This is a genomic window from Bradyrhizobium sp. P5_C12 (genome assembly GCF_054049735.1).
The window spans coordinates 1-16,876 of record NZ_JBFULU010000026.1 but is presented as its reverse complement, the minus strand read 5'-3'; the positions used below and the strand labels follow the sequence as shown (position 1 = coordinate 16,876).

The following is a 16,876-nucleotide window of genomic DNA, read 5'->3' as shown; positions in this document are numbered from 1 at the left end:
TTTCGTTTTGAAAAACGACTCGATCTCAGATCTCCCTGAAACGCCTGTCAAATTTTTCCTCGATTTTTTTCGCAGAATTTTGCGCCCCGAAAAAAGTGAGGGGGGTCTTTTCTCRTCGAGGGCTGTCCGCTGCATCTCCAAGGAAGATGGGTGCCCCGCCGATTGACCGGACGCCCCTTTTCTTCCCAACTGACAAGAGCGGGTGGGCGCGCAGGAATCATCGTGCGGACTGGTATCGCAACCGATAGTTCAACAAGCGTATTTTTCCGCGATCTTGTCGCCAATCGAAAGCTCTTCAGCCTCCATGATTTTCAAACCGGTCTCGGTTATTTTGACAACATCGGTCACGCACGATTCAAATTTTGTTTTTTGACCTTGGGGCAGGCAAATATCCGCCCGCGTGGTCGTTGCCGCCGTGCGCGGCGATGAACATGGCGACGGCCGACCGGCAATAGGATTCGATTTCGTTGTCGTCCTCTGCTCTCGCCTCATCGAAGCGTGCGATAATCAGGAGATCAGATCCTTTGAAAAGCGCGGCAAACAAGCGGGCGGACCGGAGAGGATCGGGCACGTTCAGAACCGCCTTCGCGTGCAACTGACGCAAGAGGGCCTCGATTTGGGCGATGACATAGGCGGGGCCGGCTTCGAAATGGAGCTTGCTTAACGAGTTTTGACTCGTCTTGTCGGCCATGACCATGGCTTCGACACTGCGGACGTCTGATCTCAACAGCGTGCGAAGCAGTAATGATCCCACCGCCATGAGCTGATCTTCGACCGAACCGTCGACGCCTTCAAGAAGGGCCTGTGGTGCAAACAACTGATGGCAGCCGGCCGCCATGGCCGCGCTGAACAGCGCCTCCTTGTTCTCGAAGTGCCGATAGATGCTGAGCTTGGATATCTTCGCCCGCTGGGCGACCTTGTCCAATGTCGTCGCTTGAAAACCCAACTCCACAAAGAGCTCGCGCGCGGCGTCGACGATCGTTTGGCCAAGCGCCTCGTTGACGGGCCGGCCGCGCCGGCCCTGGTTGTTTTCGCTCACGACAATTCCAGTACTTGACAGTATTCTAATTCTTGCATTACGATACCATAAAGTATCTGAAATGTGCAAGCCAATGGGTAGGTTCAACCTGTCCTCCAAACGGAGCCCATCACCATGGATGACGTCATCATCATCGGCGGCAGCTTTGCCGGTCTCGCCGGCGCCCTGCAGCTCGGCCGTGCCCGTCGCAAGGTCACCGTTCTCGATACCGGCCTGCCGCGCAACCGCTTCGCCGGCCACTCGCATGGTCTGCTCGGCCATGATCACAAGCCACCGCTGGACATCCTGGCCGAGGCGCGGCAGCAGCTGGCGCGTTATCCCACGATCAAGCTGGTCAGTGCCCGGGCCGACAGCGTCTCCGGCACCGTCGACGATTTCACCGTCCTCACTTCCGATGGCGAAAGCTTTGGGGCGCGTCGTCTGATCCTGAGCTATGGCATCACCGACCAGATGCCTGATGTTCCGGGCTTTACCGAAGGCTGGGGCACGTCCATCGTGCCCTGCCCCTATTGCGACGGCTTTGAAGTCGCCGGCCAGCATTGGGGCCTCGTCTGGTCCGGCCCGCAGTCGCACAATCAGGTCAGGCTGTTCCGCGATTGGACCGATAAGTTGACACTCTTCGCCGATGGTCACGACATTCCGCCCGATATCCGGGCCGATCTGGCGCGACGCAACATACCCGTCGTCGATGGCCGGATCACTGGGATCGCCCAACGCGGGGCCCATAACGCCACCGTCAAGCTCGATACCGGCCCCGATGTCGCGGTCGACATCCTGTTCGTGCATCCGCGCAACAAGCCGTCCGCAAGCCTGCATGAATCACTGGGCCTCGCCACGGTCAAAACACCCCTCGGCATCATCCTCAAGGTCGACGAGCGCCGCGAAACCAGCATGCCCGGCATCTACGCCGCCGGCGACCTCGCCAACCCCATCACGCCGCCATCGGTCACCCTGGCATCATCGCACGGCGCGATGGCGGGTATCTTCGCCCAGCAGTCGATGGTGGTTTGAGAGCACAGATGCAGGATGAGCATGGGCGTCGAACCGGACAGCGCGGGTGTGCGCTTCCCTCCGCCCTTCGTCTATCTGGGAGCGCTGCTGTTGGGGCTGGCGGCGGAGCGGTTCGTCATTCTGCGCTCGTTCGGCATCCACTGGTGGTTGCTGGTTGCGACGGGCGCGCTGCTCTTCGTTGCCGGCGCGGCGATGATGCTTGCGGCGGCGTGGCTGTTCCAGCGGCTGGGCACCAACGTTCCGCCGTCGCAGCCAACGACCCTCATCGCAACGACCGGCCCTTATCGGTGGACCCGCAATCCCATGTATCTTGGCATGGCGCTTATCTATGCCGGCCTTGCGATCGGCTTCGACGGGCCGATCGCCTTCGCCTTGCTCCCGTTGGTGCTGATCGCGATCCAGACGCAGGTGATCGCCCGCGAGGAGCGCTATCTCGAAGCGAAGTTCGGCGACGACTACCGCCGCTACAAGGCCGAGGTTCGCCGCTGGCTCTGACTATTGCGCCGCTGCCGTCTGCGTGGCCGCCCGTCAGCCAGCTTTCCCAACGGATCGCCGTCGTTACCCGGAGCAGCTTTCAGTATCTGGAAAGTATCCATCCGTCTTGCAGAGCCGTCGGCCATCCAACAACAGGGTGCATCAATGGTCTACAGTCTAATTGTCAAAAAAGAGATCCGCAGGAGCTTCGATCATGTCAACAACCAGCGTTGGGATGATGCTGCAAAGGGCCTAACACCAAACGCGTATCACTGGGTTGCCGGAGATCATGCGTTGGGGGGTGAGCGACATGGAAAGCAATCGGTGAAGCAGTGGTTCGAGCGCATGGGCCGTGTTTTCCCGAAGCTTCACATAGATATTGAGCAGGTCGAGGTGACGGGTTGGCCATGGAATACCACAGTGTTCGTCAAGTGGCGGGCCAACGCGAGGCTACTTGACGGCCAAAGCTCGTATGTGAACAGGGGCGTCCACGTCTTCAAGTTGCGATGGGGCAAGGTTTATTCGATTGAGGAATACTTCGACTCGCAGGCTGCAGAACGAAGCCTCGCTATCCAAGCTCGTGCCGGTTTGGATGAAGCTGCGGCTGGACCAATCGTGAGCTAACGCGGATCATTCGTGTGATGCCGCCATCAGCTTATCAGGTCGCCGACTGGAATGGCCAAAGCGGGGAGCGCTGGGTCGCTAACCAGGCCCGGCTCGATGCCATGGCGGCGGTGTTCGGCCAGGCCGCGATCGAAGCCGCCGCACCCGCCACGGGCGAACGCGTGCTGGACATCGGCTGCGGCGCGGGCGCGTCGAGTCTGGCTCTGGCGGCCCGCGTCGGCGCGGGGGGCCAAGTGCTGGGCGTGGACATATCCGAAGCGCTGATCGGCCGAGCGCGCGCGCTTGCGCCGCAGGATACGCCGGTCCAGTTCCGGGTGGCCGACGCTGGCAGCGCCGAGCTGCCCGAGGCCGCGTTCGACATCCTGTTCTCGCGTTTCGGGGTGATGTTCTTCGACGATCCTACGGCGGCGTTCGCTCATATGCGCCGTGCGCTCAAGCCGGGCGGGCGGGTCGCTTTCGTCTGCTGGCGCGGCATGGCCGAGAACGATTGGGTGCGCCTGCCGATGGACGCGATCAAAGGCATCGTCCCGCCGACGGCGCCGCCCGATCCCGAAGCGCCCGGCCCATTCTCGTTCGGCGACCGGGGGCGGGTGGCTCGTATCCTGACGGCGGCCGGCTTCACCGATATCGCTCTCGCGCCCTTCGATGCTTCCATCCCGTTTGGCGAGGGCGCGACGCGGGACGCGGCGATCGACGACGCGGTGAAGATGACGTTCGAGGTCGGCCCGCTGTCGCGCGTGCTCGCTGATCAGCCCGACGACATCCGGGCCCGCGCATCGGCCGCGGTTCGTGCCGCCTTCGCGGGCCGCCCCGGCGAGCGGTCGGTGATGATCGACAGAGCGACGTGGATCGTCACGGCGCGCAATCCGGCAAGCTGACAGGGATTAGCAGGGGAGACGCCCCCTCGATGGAGGGGGCCGTCTTTGGCCGGTCAGCGGGGCCAGATGAGTAGCCCTGACGCGCCTTCGGTTGACCCTGGCGAGCCGGAGTGAATTCGATCGAGCGATCGCCGGCAACATCGTGCGAATACGGCTTTCAACTTCGTCCTGAACCAGGACTATCGCGACTAAGCCGAAGCTGCCGGACCGAGCGCCCGCCGACACAAAAAACGGGGCGAATTCCGCAGCGTCTCGAACGACTTGCAGGATCGAGTCGTTTTCAAAACGAAAGCACCGCTGATCGAATCGTTCTTAAGGTCAAGATCGAGTCGTTTTCAAAATGCAGGAATCAGCAAACTCAAGCACTTAGCCGAGTCGTTTTCAAAGTGTCCCCACACAGGGGCTGTACCCGAACGGATGTAGCCGATGTTACGGCTGCCAGACGAAGCGCTATATCCGAACTGACGACTGGGCTTTCGACCTTCCCGGGATGACATTCTGTCTGGAGTGCAGAACCCGTCCGATTGCGTGGAGCGATTGCGATGAGGGAGGCTACGATGGATTTTTCGCGGATGTCGGATGGGATCCGGCTGCATCACGCCTCTCATCGGCACGATGGGTACGATGGTGACGACGAAGCGGGTCCGACACCGGGCGCCCCGTTCCTGACCGAGGCGGTCGGCGGTGGCGCCCAGGTCCATGGTCCCGGCCCGTTTGCAGGTCAATTGGTAGGTCAATCTGCAGGAACTGAAGCGCACTCCGCGAGCGCGAATACCCAGCATCATGACTCCGACCCGATTCAATCCAAACATCCCATATCGGGGGTCGACACGGGCGGCCACGTCGGCAACCACGCTGCGGCGAGCCTGGATGTTTCGTCCACCACGCCCGCTTCCGGCGCATCACATCCCGGGATGGGCATTGCTAAGGTCGAGAGCGGAGCGAACACGGCCGGGAACGGCGGAGACGGCTACTTTTACGGAAGTATCATTCACGCGTCCCTGTTGATCTATGAACCGATCAACATCTCGGTGAGCCTGGGATACGGCTCGGTCGCCCTGGCCAACCAGTCCAACAATTTGAATGTCGATCAATCCGCCTTTCAGATGGCCGGCGTCGGCGGCCATGGCGGCAATGACAACATTGCATCGGGAGGCAGCATCAGTACTTCCTTGACCGCCGGCGTGATCGCGAGCGGCGACAACGGCGCCGGAAACGGCGGCAGCGGCTATTTCTCGGGTGCGATCGTGGACGCTCCCGTGGTGATCTATCATCCGATCAATATAGCGGTGGCGGCCTCGGGCGGCTCTGCGCATGCAAGTCAATCGAACACGGTGGACATCGATCAGTCGGCCACTCAGATCGCGGGCGTCGGCGGAAGTGGCGGAAATGGCAACGTGGCCGCCGGCGGCAGCGTCATGACGCTCGACCCCAGCTGGGGATCAAGCAACGGAGGGGGCGTCCCGGACGTTCAAACCGGCGGAAGCCAGGCTGGCAATGGCGGCGACGGCGCGTTCTACGGCGGGCTCGTCCATTCCTCCGTCGTGGTGTACGACCCGATCAACATCGCAGTCGCGGGCTATGGCTCCAACGTTCATTCGGTCCAGACCAATGACGCCTACGTGGATCAATCCATCATTCAGATCGCCGGCATTGGCGGGCACGGCGGCAACGCCAACGCCGCGGCGGGCGGCCATGCAAGCCTTCTTTCCCATGGCCTGTGGGGCGGCTCCGATGCGATCGCGACCGGTTCGAACGGCGCAGGCAATGGCGGCAACGGATATTTTGCCGGCAGCCTGATCGATGTCAGCGTCGCGATCTATGCACCCATCAATATCGCAATTGCAGGTCCCCATTCGACGGCCGTAGCCGACCAGGTCAACAACGTGCACATCGACCAGAGCGCGATCCAGATCGCCGGTGTTGGCGGGGACGGCGGCAACGGCAATCTCGCGCTGGGTGGCGATCTTTCGGCCCATCTTCTGTCGGATCTTCACCTGTTGGGATAGCGGAACATCGCGCCGCTCGCACAAGCCCGATTACGAGCTGCGTCGACACTCCGCGCATGCAAGCTCGCCCTGCGGGCCCTCCCGGATGTTTCGAGCTCCGGTGTTGCGCGACGAATGTCGTACTTTCGTACGTAGGCCCGCCAAACCGGATGGTGTCCGATTTGACATCTATCGCCATCGCGCGTGGGCGGATCAGACTTGCCGCGCGCGTCCGCCTGATCGGGATGGATGATGCACGAAAGCCAACAGAAACAGGGAGGCCCCAAATGTTGCCCAAAGCGATCCACATCTCGGACTCGATCGAATTCAAATCGATCAACACCGGTGGTCAAAGCGTCGGAAATGGCGGCGACGGCACCTTCAAGGGAGCCATCATCAGCAAGCCGACGCTCAACTTCGATCCAACCAACAAGGCGGAAGGTGCCGACGTGCACGTGAGCACCGGCGATCACGTCAAGCAGACGGCAGATTGGGATGCCGGCGGCGCCAACGCGAAGGCCTCGGTGTTCTCGAAGGCCCATGGCGGAGACGCCGAGTCGAACGGAAGCCAGAAATCCTACAGCGGTTACGATACCTCCAAGGTCTACGCCAATACGGATGCGACCCAGATCAACAAGGTCTCGGTCGACCAGCACCAGGAGGTCGTTGCCGGCATCGGCGGCAATGGCGGAGACGGCAACGCCGCGCTGGGCGGAGAGGTGAGCTTCCATCTCGATGCGTTCTGACCACCGGCTCGTCCGGCTGGCAGGACCGGTGGCCGCCGCCACCGGTCCTGACGTTCGAACCGATACCCCGCCGATACCGCTGGCAGATGATTTTGGCCATCGGTCATGTGCGCCGGACCTCGATTTCAGGCGGTGACGATCATGCTGATGCCGCCCATTCGGCTCCCCATCCTGCCGCAGATCGGGACGCCACTGCACGCGGCCCTCCGGTCCTGCGCGGGACCGCTCGGTCTCGTATTCGCGTATAGCTGCAGCTACAACCTGCTTCTGTTTGCGCCCTCCATCTATCTTCTTCAGATCTACGACCGGGTGTTGTCGAGCCGGAGCGGCGACACTTTGCTCCTGCTCACGCTCATTGTCGCGATCACGGTGGTCGTCGGCGGCGTGTTCGATGCATTGCGGCGCGCTGTCCTTGGACGCCTTGGCGCCTGGCTCGACGATCGACTTCGTCCTTGCGTGCTCTCGGCCGGCCTCGAATCGGCGCTTCGCAGCGATTGGACGCAGGCGTCGGGCGCATATCGGGATCTCACCGTGCTGCGCCAGTTCGTCGAGTCCGGCGCATGTACGATGCTGTTCGACGCGCTCTGGGCGCCCTTGTTCCTCCTTGTCCTGTTTCTGATCCATCCCCTGCTTGGCGTGGTGGGCGCCTGCTGCGTCGCCTTCCTGTTCGCGCTCACGGTTGCCGGAGAGCTGGTCACGGAAGACGTTCTGCTCAGATCCGGCGCCGCGCTGTCCAGAAGCTGCGGCCGCCTCCAGACTGCAGCGAGCAACATCCACATGATCCGCGCCATGGGAATGCTCGACAACGCTGCGCGCATGATCCACCGTGACGCGCAGCACGCGCGCAGAGAGCACGATGTGGCACTTCGGCGAGGCGAGATCGTCTCACTGGCCGCCAAGCCGGTTCGCGCGCTGTCGCAGGTCCTGATCATGGGGGCCGCCGCGTGGCTCGTCCTCGATCACGGGAAGAGTCCGGCAATCATCTTTGCTGCCACGCTTATGTTCAGCCGGGCGCTGGCGCCGGTCGAAAGTGCGGTCGCAGGCTGGAAATCACTCGTGACGGCCGTGAGCGCCTGTCAACGGCTCGGCGCACTTCTCGCCGCATTCCCCGTCGCCCGGCAGCAGAGCGCGGAGGTTTCTCCGCTGCAGGCGCAAAGCGGCCTCGTCGTCGACAATGTTGGCGTGAGGCTTGCGGGGACCAACCATCTTCTCCTGAACGGCGTCTCGTTCAGCCTCATGCCCGGAGAATGCCTTGGCATCATCGGTCCGTCCGGGTCGGGCAAGTCCTTGCTCGGCCAGGTGATCGCCGGGCTGTCGATGCCAACGCATGGCCGTGTCGTCCTCGACAATACCGACGTCTCGCTGCTTCGCGAGGGCCGAAACGGCGACCGCCTCGGATATCTCCCCCAGGACATCAACCTGCTCGGCGACACCATCAACGACATCATCGCACGCCTTGAAGATGCCGACCGGCGGAAGGTCATCGAAGCGGCCAAGCTCGCCGGTATCCATGGGGCGATCATGCGCCTGCCGCTGGGTTACGACACGGTGGTTCAGAGCGAAGCGACCTTCTCGCGCGGGTATCGGCAGCGCCTCGGTCTTGCCCGCGCCTTTTTCGGCAGTCCACGTCTCATCGTTCTCGACGAGCCCAACGCCAGCCTCGACTACGGGGGCGAGCGAATGCTCCTGGATGCCATCGCGCGCATGAAGCTCGCAGGCGTCATCCTTGTCGTCGTCACTCACCGGATGGGTCTTCTCGCCGCCACGGACAAGATTGCCATCATGGAGGACGGTGCGGTCGCCGCGTTCGGCGACAGCGAGGACATCTTTGAACGGCACCTGAGCCGACCCCAGGTTACTTCGCAGATTGCGCCATGATCTGGAACTCTCTCACCATCTGGAAGATTCCCGCCGTCTCGAGGCTTCCCATGATCTGGGACCAGCTCATGCGAGCGCCGGCAAGCCCCCCGCCCGCCCGGCGATTTGGCGTCGTGGTGACCGCAATCGACGATTTCGAACCTCTAGAGTTTCCATGGTGTTCGACGCCCACGCCGACCTCTCCGCGCGGAAGGCTTCGCGGCATCACCGTCGCGGGCAATCTGCTGGTGCTCTGCTTCATGCTGGGGCTCGGTACATGGGCGAGCCTCGCGCCGCTCGAGAGCGCCGCGATCGCGTCTGGCGTCGTGGAATCGGAATCGAGCCGCAAGACGATCCAGCATCTGGAAGGCGGTATCGTCAGGAAGATCCTGGTTTCGGATGGCGATATCGTGCGAAGCGGCCAAACGCTGATCGTGCTGGACGACACCCGGGCCGGCTCGGAGATGCAAAGCCTCCAAGGCCAATTTTGGGACGCAGCTGCTCGTGCCGCACGGCTTCAAGCCGAGCAGCAGAGATTCGAGAAGATCGCAATTCCGGACGCGCTGGAACAGGACAGCAGGCAGAACGGAGTGGCCGCCGCTGCAGTGTCGGCGCAGCAGTTCATTTTTCGGGCACGCCTGCAGGTTCACGAGTCGCAGCTTGCGGTCATTCGCGAACGAAGGCGTCAGGTCGAGAAGGAGATCGAAGGCCTCAAGGCTCAGGAAACCGCCACCGGGCAGCGGGTCGACATCGTTCGGGAGGAACTGGATATGGTCGCGACCCTCGTCAACAAGGGACTCGAACGGCGGCCGCGGCTTCTGAACCTGCAGCGGGAGCTGGCCGACGTTGAAGGCCGCCGCGGCGAGATCGCCGCGCAGATTTCCCGCGCCGGGCAGGTCATCAGCGAACAGCAGGCCACATTGTTCAAGCTCGAGAGCGAGAGGCAGAACGAGATCGCACAGTCGCTTCGTGAAGCACAGAGCCAGATATTCCAGCTCCGCGAGCGGTTGCTTGCGGCCAGGGATCAGCTATCGCGAACGGAGGTCAAGGCGCCCGAGGACGGTGTGATAACCGATTTGCGGATTCATACAGCCGGCGGCGTCATCGGAGCGGGTGCTCCGCTCATGGACATGGTGCCCCGGCAGGACCGTCTCATCGTGACCGCGCGCCTGAGGCCCGAGGACATCGATGTGGTTCATCCCGGCCTCAGTGCCGAGGTTCACCTCATACCGTACAATCAGCGTCGCGTGCCTCGCCTGAAGGGAACCGTCGTGCACGTATCCGCAGACCGGCTCCTCGACAAGCGTACCGACCAGCCATACTACGCGACCAGGATCCGGATCGACGACGGGCAGATCGCGGCAAACGACATCCAGATCGTCCCCGGCATGCCGGTTCAAGTGTTCATCACGACGGGGCGCGGCACCGTGGCTCTCTACGCGCTCAGGCCGCTGCTCGACAGCTTCCGTGGTGCATTCAGAGAGGACTAAAGCGCGATGAGATCGGGATGAATCGTCATCACGCTTCAGGTCTCCGGCATTAGAGCCGCGCCGGGGTCGTGATCGCGACTCTGCGCGGGCAACCGGCCGCGCCAGCGGAGGACGGCTTCCGTGCGATTGTGCGCAGCACACTTCCTCATGATATGCTGAATGTGCATTTTGACAGTGCTTTCCGAGAGGCCCAATTTGGCGGCGATCAGCTTGTTGGGTAAGCCGAGCTCCAGTTCCGCCAGAACCTGTTGCTCACGAGGCGTGAGATCGGTCACGCTCCTGTCGATAGCCAATCTGGCTCCCTCGTTCATCAGATATGCGGGCGCTAGCCCACGCGCATCCGGCGGCTCGAAATCCGGTATCCTGTTCATCCCGGCCACGGGCAACGGCCTGTAGGCGCCGCCGACAAGAACAAGGCGCAGGCCAGCTATGGCGATCTCGATCGGTAGCGAGGTGGAAAGAAAGCCGCGCACGCCCCGCTGCATCGCGGCCTGCACGGTCGGCTCGTCGTCATGGTTTGACAGGACCACAGTGGCCGCGTTGGGACAACACACCGCAACGAAGGCGAGATCGTCCTCAACCGAGGGATCGCCGATGGGCTTGTCCGCGATACTCAGCATCACCAGACGAACATCGCGGGCTGACGTGCAGTCCAGGCCTTGGACCGTTGCCATGTCGAGGATCTCAAGTTGGTCCAACTCCCTCCTGAGGACGTGCAGAATGCATGTACGAGGCAACAGGAGCGGCTCGATGATCACCAGAACCGGCAAATGAAGCGATTCATTGAGCCGTTTTGAAGTGTTGGTTATGTCGTGCATGATGTCCTCGAGATGAAAAGAACTTCCGCGATATTCCCATTCCGTATTGCGTCTCCCGTGCTGCTGCATTCATCCCGAATGCATCATCACGAGAGCGGCGCAGTGCCGCCGTTAGTGCCGCATCCACTGCGGGATCACTTGACACCTGGGTGGAAATTCTTTCCGCTCAAATCATTTGGGGCGTGTACCGCGCGGTGGCGCAGTCGACGCATCCCCTAATTGCAGATATTTCGATACGCCGTTGAGGCCGCCGACCCTGACTTGCCGTCGACGACATATGCTTCATCCTCCTTCACGAGATACAGAAACGGCCTCTCTCCAGCCTCGCCGCCTGACGCGCTTCTTCCTTTCACGCGCCCGCAAATCGTATCCACGCGGCGTCCAAGTATGTTCTTTCGCATTGCGCGCTTCACGTCGCTGAATTCGACCGTTTCCGGATCCCCCATCTGCGTCGCGATCGCAACCTTCGCCTTGTCCAGAGCAGGATCCGACATTTCCGCGGTCCGTTCGGGTGCCGGGACGCTGATCGTCGTCCGCGGGGACGCCGCTTTGGCAAGATCGGTCGATCCCCGTTTCTTCGGAGTTGATGTCTTGCCGGACCTTGCCGACGTTGCGGAATTCGATCTGACAACCGCAGGCTCTTGCGCCAACGCCGTCGGCATTGGCTGCGCGGGTTGGGCGACAGCGACCCTTTCGAAACAGGGGCGTGACGCGCACCCGAGGAAATACCCCCGGGAAGGCGCGAACCAGCCAAAGCCGACCAGGATTCCTGCCAGCACTCCGACAAAAAGCAGTCCCATCCGATTCCCCTCCTCGGGAGCTCGGCTCGCACTTCGTAACTAGGACTAATTCCGCGCTGGTGATCTATCTGTTGCGCAAAAGCATTAAGCGCCCATTAAGCGCGCGCCGTTGTCCGGCCCATGCCTGGATGGGCGGATGAGATCGGGCTTCAGAGCCGTGCCGAGATGACCGCAAAAGGCCAATCGTGAAAGCAATCATGGCCGATTTGGTCCGCTCTTGGACCGTTCTGCAACCTGCGAGTTCGTCCGAAGGTTTGCGCCACCCAACGCTGCCGATCGCCGATTGCCGACTTAGGGCCTTCAGGCAAGTTTCGGAGCACCGCACCAGTTTCGCACCAGAAACGGCGTGAACGAAGCGGAACGAGAGCACTTGGACTCGAACAAAGACGCAGGAAGATCGACGAAGCTGACCAATATTCCACCGCTCATAACGGTCTGGTTGCAGGTTCGAGTCCTGCCGGGCCCACCAGCCTTCGCTCGCTTCGCGAGCTTCGGCTAGGCAAGCCAGAGCCACAAATGGCAAGCGAAGCGGGCGAAGGCTGCCGCGCCGAAGCCCAACGGGCGAAGGCGGGCTGCAAAATCGATTACTTGAGCCGGTACCGAATTTTCCGGTGGACCAGCTGATTTTGTTGGAGCCAGACTTGCTCAAGATCGCGACACTACCGTTGCGCCACCCGCGGGCGCATCCAGCGGCGGATGTGTGGCACCGCTCCTGCCTCTCTCACTCCTGCCTTTCTAGCTCCTGCCTCTCTCATTTCAGGACTGAACATGCGCAAGCTTCTGGCGATTTTGGTGATCTCGTGCTGGGCCACTTTGGCTTGCGCACAAAAGGCCGACCTCATTGTCAYGAACGCAAAGATCGTGACGCTGGACCCCGCATCGACGATCGCGCAGGCGCTCGCGGTCCGCGACGGCAAGATCGTTGCAGTTGGCGGCAACGATGCCATGGACGGCCTGATCGGGTCCGCGACGCGCCGCGTCGACGCCGGCGGACGCACCATCATTCCGGGATTGATCGATTCCCACATTCACGCCGTGCGCGCCGGCCTCACCTACGCAACCGAGGTCAACTGGATCGGCGCAAAGACGATTCCCGAGGCCATGGAACGCTTGCGCCAGGCGGCCAAAGCACGCCCGGCGTCGTGGATCATCGTGGCCGGTGGTTGGAGCGAATTGCAGTTTGCGGAGAAGCGGCGGCCGACGCTGGCCGAGGTGATGTCGGCCGTTCCCGACAATCCGGCTTACATCCAGCTGTTCTATTCGGCGGTGCTGATGACGCCGAAAGCGCAGCAAGCCCTCGGGATATCCGCGGATCAGTTGCCGGCCGGTATCACGTCCGAGCGCGCCGCACCGGGCGACGTCACGGGCTGGTTCAACGGCTCCATCGTCAGCATCTCCGCGCTGTTCGATCGCCTGCCGAGGCCGAATTTCGAAGAGAATGTCGCCGGAACCCGGCAGTTCTTCACGGAGCTCAATCGTCTTGGAATTACCGGGATCGTGGATCCCGGCGGCTTCAGCATCTATCCCAGCCACTACGCCGCCCTGCAAAAGCTCTGGCGTGAGAAATCACTTTCGGTGCGGGTCGCCTTCAGCCTGTTCGCCCAGAACGTCGGCGCGGAATTCGAGGAGTACAAGGCTCTCACGCCGTTCCTGCCGATGGGATTCGGCGACGACATGCTGCGGTTCAACGGTTTAGGCGAGCGGATCACCGGCGCCATGTACAACAACAACGCGCCCGACGCGGCCGCCAAGGACAAGTTCCGCGAGATCATTCGCTGGGCGGCCAAACAAGGGCTGACGGTCACCATCCACTGGCAGGAAGACAAATCCGTCCATCACCTCCTCGACCTCTATGACGAGGTCAACAAGGAGACGCCGCTCGCGCCGCTGCGCTGGTCCATCGCCCATCTCGACAACACCTCGCCCGAAACTCTGGCGCGGATGAAGGCGCTTGGTATCGGCTGGACCATGCAGGATGCGATGTACCTCGGAGGCGACCGTATGGTGGCGCAGGCCGGAGAAGCCGCGCGCAGCATGCCGCCCATCGTCACGGCGTTGCGCATCGGCGTCCATGTCGGAGCCGGCACGGATGCGCATCGGGTCGCATCGTACAATCCGTTCGTTGCGCTGCAATGGATGCTCGACGGCAAGACCGTCGGCGGACTGTCGACGCGCCGGGCGGACGAAACACCCAGCCGCGAAGATGCCTTGCGCCTCTACACCGTGGGAAGCGCGTGGTTCAGCTTCGACGAGACGCGGCGCGGCACGCTCGAAACCGGCAAGCTCGCCGACTTCGCCATTCTCGACCGTGATTTCATGTCCGTCCCCGTCGACCAAATTGGCGCCACGGCGTCTCTGCTGACGGTCGTGGGCGGCAAGGCCGTCTACGCCGCGGATGTTTTCGCAAACGCAAAATAGGAGCTGGAGGCCCGCGCGGAGAACGAGGGGCGAAGCGTGATGTCCGGCGCAGCCTGAACGAGGTGAGAGCGGGGACGGACGAACCGCTGCGCGCGAGCGAACCCGACCCATCGCCGGCCACCGCAAGAACCAAATCGCCGATCCGGCGTTATCCCCGCGCTATGGAGCCGTTTCGCGGAGGTCTAACGATGGAAGACCAGAATCGGACAACCTTAGTCTTGAGTGCTATCGCCCTCGCCGTCGCCATTGTGGTTGCATCTACGATCACGATGGAGCGCGTCAACATGCCTGCGGTCAGCAACGACGCAGCTCCCGGAACAATCGGACTCGCCAGGCCGCACCCGCCGCTGGACCGTGCGGCCGGTGAACCGCTACAGACGGCAGGCACGCCGTCTAACGCGAGAAATCGCGGGCGTCCCTGACCGAACGCCGGGATTACCGTGACATTGCACTCAATGATTCCAGCCGCTTCCGACAGGACTTAAGTGCACTGTCACCGGACTGCCTGTCCGTAGACCGAGCGAATGTCGAAGCCGGGATCGCCACGCCTGCAGAACTCCGGCGGCCTCGAACATCTCGATACTGCGATCGACGGGCCGGACTCCGACCAATCGGGTTTATCTTCAGATACTCACCGCGATCGGTGCTGAAAGCTGTGGTGTTGAGCAACGCCAGGCATTGCCCCATAAGCCCTGTTGGGCCCAAGCCAGGGAGCCGCGCCGCCAGGGGATTACGGTGACAGTGCACTCAATGACTCCGGCCGCTTCGCGGGTTCGAAGGCTCATGAATTAAATGCACTGTCACCGAAACCCTTGTTGTCACCGTCCCTCGTAAACGGGTGGACGCTTTTGTGCCTCGGCATCACGGCCTTCCTGGAAATCCCTGGTCGTGAGCAGCGCACGATATTGGTCGCCGAGCTTAGCGAGCGCCGTCTGAGAGTCTTCGAGCGCCATATGGGAGGAGGCCAGGGACGTCTTAATGCCGAGAGGGCCGCATGCGGCGATCTTGTTGGCGATCTCGACAGCCTTCGCGAGAGCCGCATCTCGGTTTGGGGCCACTTCCTGAACCGTTCCCATCCGGAGGGCTTCCTTCGCACCCCAATGATCGCCTGTTAGAATGAACCGCATGGCATTTCCCCATCCGGCTTCTCTGGGGAAACGAACCGTTGCGCCGCCTCCGGGAAAACGGCCGTGCGTGTTCTCATCCTGACCGAACTCCGTGTCTTCCGACGCTACGCGTATGTCCGCTACAAGGAAGAGCTCGTGCGCCATATTCCAGGTGTCGCCATGCACCGCGACAACCAGAGGCTTCGTGAGCGCTGGCTTGGTCCGCCCTAGAGGGTCGATGAAGCCGGGCCCATCCATCATCTTTTTTCCAGACTGAGCGAATGCCTTGTAGGCGTCGACATCGACACCTCTGGAGAAGCGGTCGCCATAGCCGAACAGAACCGCCGCACGGAGCGAGGGATCCCGATCGTACTCGTAGTATGCTCTCGCCAAGCTTTCTGTCGCATCCGGATCCAGCCGGTTGCCGATGTAGGGCCGATTGATGCCAATCAGTACAATTTGGCCTTTGCGCTCGATGGTGATCTTCGTCTGCTGATCGTACGGAATGTCCGCCATAAGCCTGGACTGCGCGGCTTCGTCGGTTTGTGATGTCATCGACTTGTCTCCCGATTTTTGGGCCTGCAACGCGACCGTCCCAAAAAGAACGGCCACTGCTGATGCGGATGATTTTTCTTAAGCGAGCATCTTGAATACCTCTCCGGAGATCGACCCCGACGAACCGAGAACCACAATGGCCGCCTTGATCGCGGCGGCCTCGAACATCTCGATATCGCGATCGACGGGCCGGAATCCGACCATTCGGGTTTATCTTCAGATACTCACCGCGATCGATGCTGAAAGCTGTGGTGTTGAGCAACGCCAGGCATTGCCCCATAAGCCCTGTTGGGCCCAAACCAGGGAGCCGCGCCGCCAGGGAGTTCGAGGCCCATTCTGCCTGCTGGCGTTAACTCGCAGTCGTTCAACACATCCCTGTCGGGATATTGCGCCTGAAACGAAGCGGGATTTTGAGTCGCCCACGTCGGGCACTGGGCACTTGCAGAGCTTATCGCGCCAATCGACATAATCGCTGCAATAATGGCAGTCCTGAATCCAATCATAGTCGTACTCCGAACGATTGTTGCTTTCGTGCGGAGCGTTCGCGCTGGCTAGAATCGGCTGCTCTGTTGAAAGCGTTTCCTTCGAACTTTTTGGACAAGGATTAGGTAGGTATGCGCTTGAGAAAAGACACGCAGTGGAAAATCACAGCTGCGCGAACGGCAAATCGGCACGCTCACCGWTGCGTGACCCGCACCCGCATCCACGCATGTCTGAAGTCGGGATTGCGGTGACGGTGCACTCAATGAACTCCGGCTTTCGCGGGTTCGAAGGCTCATGAATTAAATGCACTGTCACCGTAATAACCGTAATACTATCGCACCCCCGGCTCTCAACCCAGGATCGATCGGTACAAGTCCAAATATCGATCCGCCATGAGGTCTACCGTGAAGCGCGCGGATACTGCGGCGCGGCAAGCCGCGCGATCGATTTGGTCGATGCGAGCTATCGCATCGACCGCTGCGTCGAGACTGTCGACCAGAAACCCGGTCACGCCATCCTCGATCAGTTCGGGCATCGATCCCCGGTTGCAGGCAATGACCGGCGTTCCGCAAGCCAGCGCTTCCACCAC

At 61.7% G+C, this 16,876-nt stretch carries 15 protein-coding genes; 9 read left to right on the top strand and 6 right to left on the bottom strand.

Translation table 11 applies throughout. The features are described 5' to 3' along the window. Positions 1-355 precede the first annotated feature (355 nt). Positions 356-1,039, bottom strand: a complete 684-nt coding sequence (locus ACXJMY_RS22575; protein WP_456621549.1) for a TetR/AcrR family transcriptional regulator — start codon at positions 1,037-1,039, stop codon at positions 356-358. A 114-nt stretch (positions 1,040-1,153) separates the two neighbouring features. On the opposite strand from ACXJMY_RS22575, the gene ACXJMY_RS22570 reads away from it, so the two are divergent. The 8 genes from ACXJMY_RS22570 to ACXJMY_RS22535 all read left to right on the top strand — a co-directional run bounded on the left by ACXJMY_RS22570 (position 1,154) and on the right by ACXJMY_RS22535 (position 10,107). After that, positions 1,154-2,050 (top strand): NAD(P)/FAD-dependent oxidoreductase, encoded by an 897-nt coding sequence (locus tag ACXJMY_RS22570; RefSeq protein WP_456621548.1) that lies wholly within the window; start codon positions 1,154-1,156, stop codon positions 2,048-2,050. Between the two features lie 21 nt (positions 2,051-2,071). After that, a complete protein-coding gene (locus ACXJMY_RS22565; RefSeq protein ID WP_456621623.1) occupies positions 2,072-2,545 on the top strand; it encodes a methyltransferase family protein in 474 nt (157 codons plus the stop codon). Between the two features lie 144 nt (positions 2,546-2,689). After that, positions 2,690-3,148: a nuclear transport factor 2 family protein gene (locus ACXJMY_RS22560; protein ID WP_135170401.1), complete on the top strand. Its 459-nt coding sequence runs from the start codon at positions 2,690-2,692 to the stop codon at positions 3,146-3,148. A gap of 17 nt (positions 3,149-3,165) precedes the next feature. Then, positions 3,166-4,026: a class I SAM-dependent methyltransferase gene (locus tag ACXJMY_RS22555; protein WP_456621547.1), complete on the top strand. Its 861-nt coding sequence runs from the start codon at positions 3,166-3,168 to the stop codon at positions 4,024-4,026. A 557-nt stretch (positions 4,027-4,583) separates the two neighbouring features. Further along, positions 4,584-6,035 carry a hypothetical protein gene (locus tag ACXJMY_RS22550; RefSeq protein ID WP_456621546.1) on the top strand — a complete coding sequence of 484 codons (1,452 nt, stop codon included), beginning with the start codon at positions 4,584-4,586 and terminating at the stop codon, positions 6,033-6,035. A 266-nt stretch (positions 6,036-6,301) separates the two neighbouring features. Beyond that, entirely contained in the window at positions 6,302-6,760 is a 459-nt protein-coding gene (locus ACXJMY_RS22545; protein ID WP_456621545.1) for a hypothetical protein, read from the top strand. A 141-nt stretch (positions 6,761-6,901) separates the two neighbouring features. Next, positions 6,902-8,638 carry a type I secretion system permease/ATPase gene (locus tag ACXJMY_RS22540; protein ID WP_456621544.1) on the top strand — a complete coding sequence of 579 codons (1,737 nt, stop codon included), beginning with the start codon at positions 6,902-6,904 and terminating at the stop codon, positions 8,636-8,638. Continuing rightward, positions 8,635-10,107 carry an HlyD family type I secretion periplasmic adaptor subunit gene (locus tag ACXJMY_RS22535; protein ID WP_456621543.1) on the top strand — a complete coding sequence of 491 codons (1,473 nt, stop codon included), beginning with the start codon at positions 8,635-8,637 and terminating at the stop codon, positions 10,105-10,107. The genes ACXJMY_RS22540 and ACXJMY_RS22535 overlap by 4 nt, the downstream gene beginning before the upstream one ends. Before the next feature lie 35 nt (positions 10,108-10,142). Here the strand turns inward: ACXJMY_RS22535 and ACXJMY_RS22530 are convergent, their stop codons facing one another. Beyond that, the gene (locus ACXJMY_RS22530) at positions 10,143-10,925 is read right to left on the bottom strand and encodes a LuxR C-terminal-related transcriptional regulator (protein WP_456621542.1); all 783 of its coding nucleotides are present in this window, start codon (positions 10,923-10,925) and stop codon (positions 10,143-10,145) included. 215 nt (positions 10,926-11,140) lie between these two features. Then, positions 11,141-11,725 carry a hypothetical protein gene (locus tag ACXJMY_RS22525; protein WP_456621541.1) on the bottom strand — a complete coding sequence of 195 codons (585 nt, stop codon included), beginning with the start codon at positions 11,723-11,725 and terminating at the stop codon, positions 11,141-11,143. Between the two features lie 768 nt (positions 11,726-12,493). Here ACXJMY_RS22525 and ACXJMY_RS22520 point away from each other — a divergent pair. After that, entirely contained in the window at positions 12,494-14,143 is a 1,650-nt protein-coding gene (locus ACXJMY_RS22520) for an amidohydrolase (RefSeq protein ID WP_456621540.1), read from the top strand. An 818-nt stretch (positions 14,144-14,961) separates the two neighbouring features. Here the strand turns inward: ACXJMY_RS22520 and ACXJMY_RS22515 are convergent. The 3 genes from ACXJMY_RS22515 to ACXJMY_RS22505 form a co-directional block, all read right to left on the bottom strand. After that, positions 14,962-15,804: an enoyl-CoA hydratase-related protein gene (locus ACXJMY_RS22515; protein ID WP_456621539.1), complete on the bottom strand. Its 843-nt coding sequence runs from the start codon at positions 15,802-15,804 to the stop codon at positions 14,962-14,964. Between the two features lie 78 nt (positions 15,805-15,882). Further along, the gene (locus ACXJMY_RS22510; protein ID WP_456621538.1) at positions 15,883-16,008 is read right to left on the bottom strand and encodes a hypothetical protein; all 126 of its coding nucleotides are present in this window, start codon (positions 16,006-16,008) and stop codon (positions 15,883-15,885) included. Positions 16,009-16,636: 628 nt separating this feature from the next. Then, positions 16,637-16,876 (bottom strand): glycosyltransferase (locus ACXJMY_RS22505; protein ID WP_456621537.1); only part of this gene is annotated, 240 nt, incomplete at its 5' end.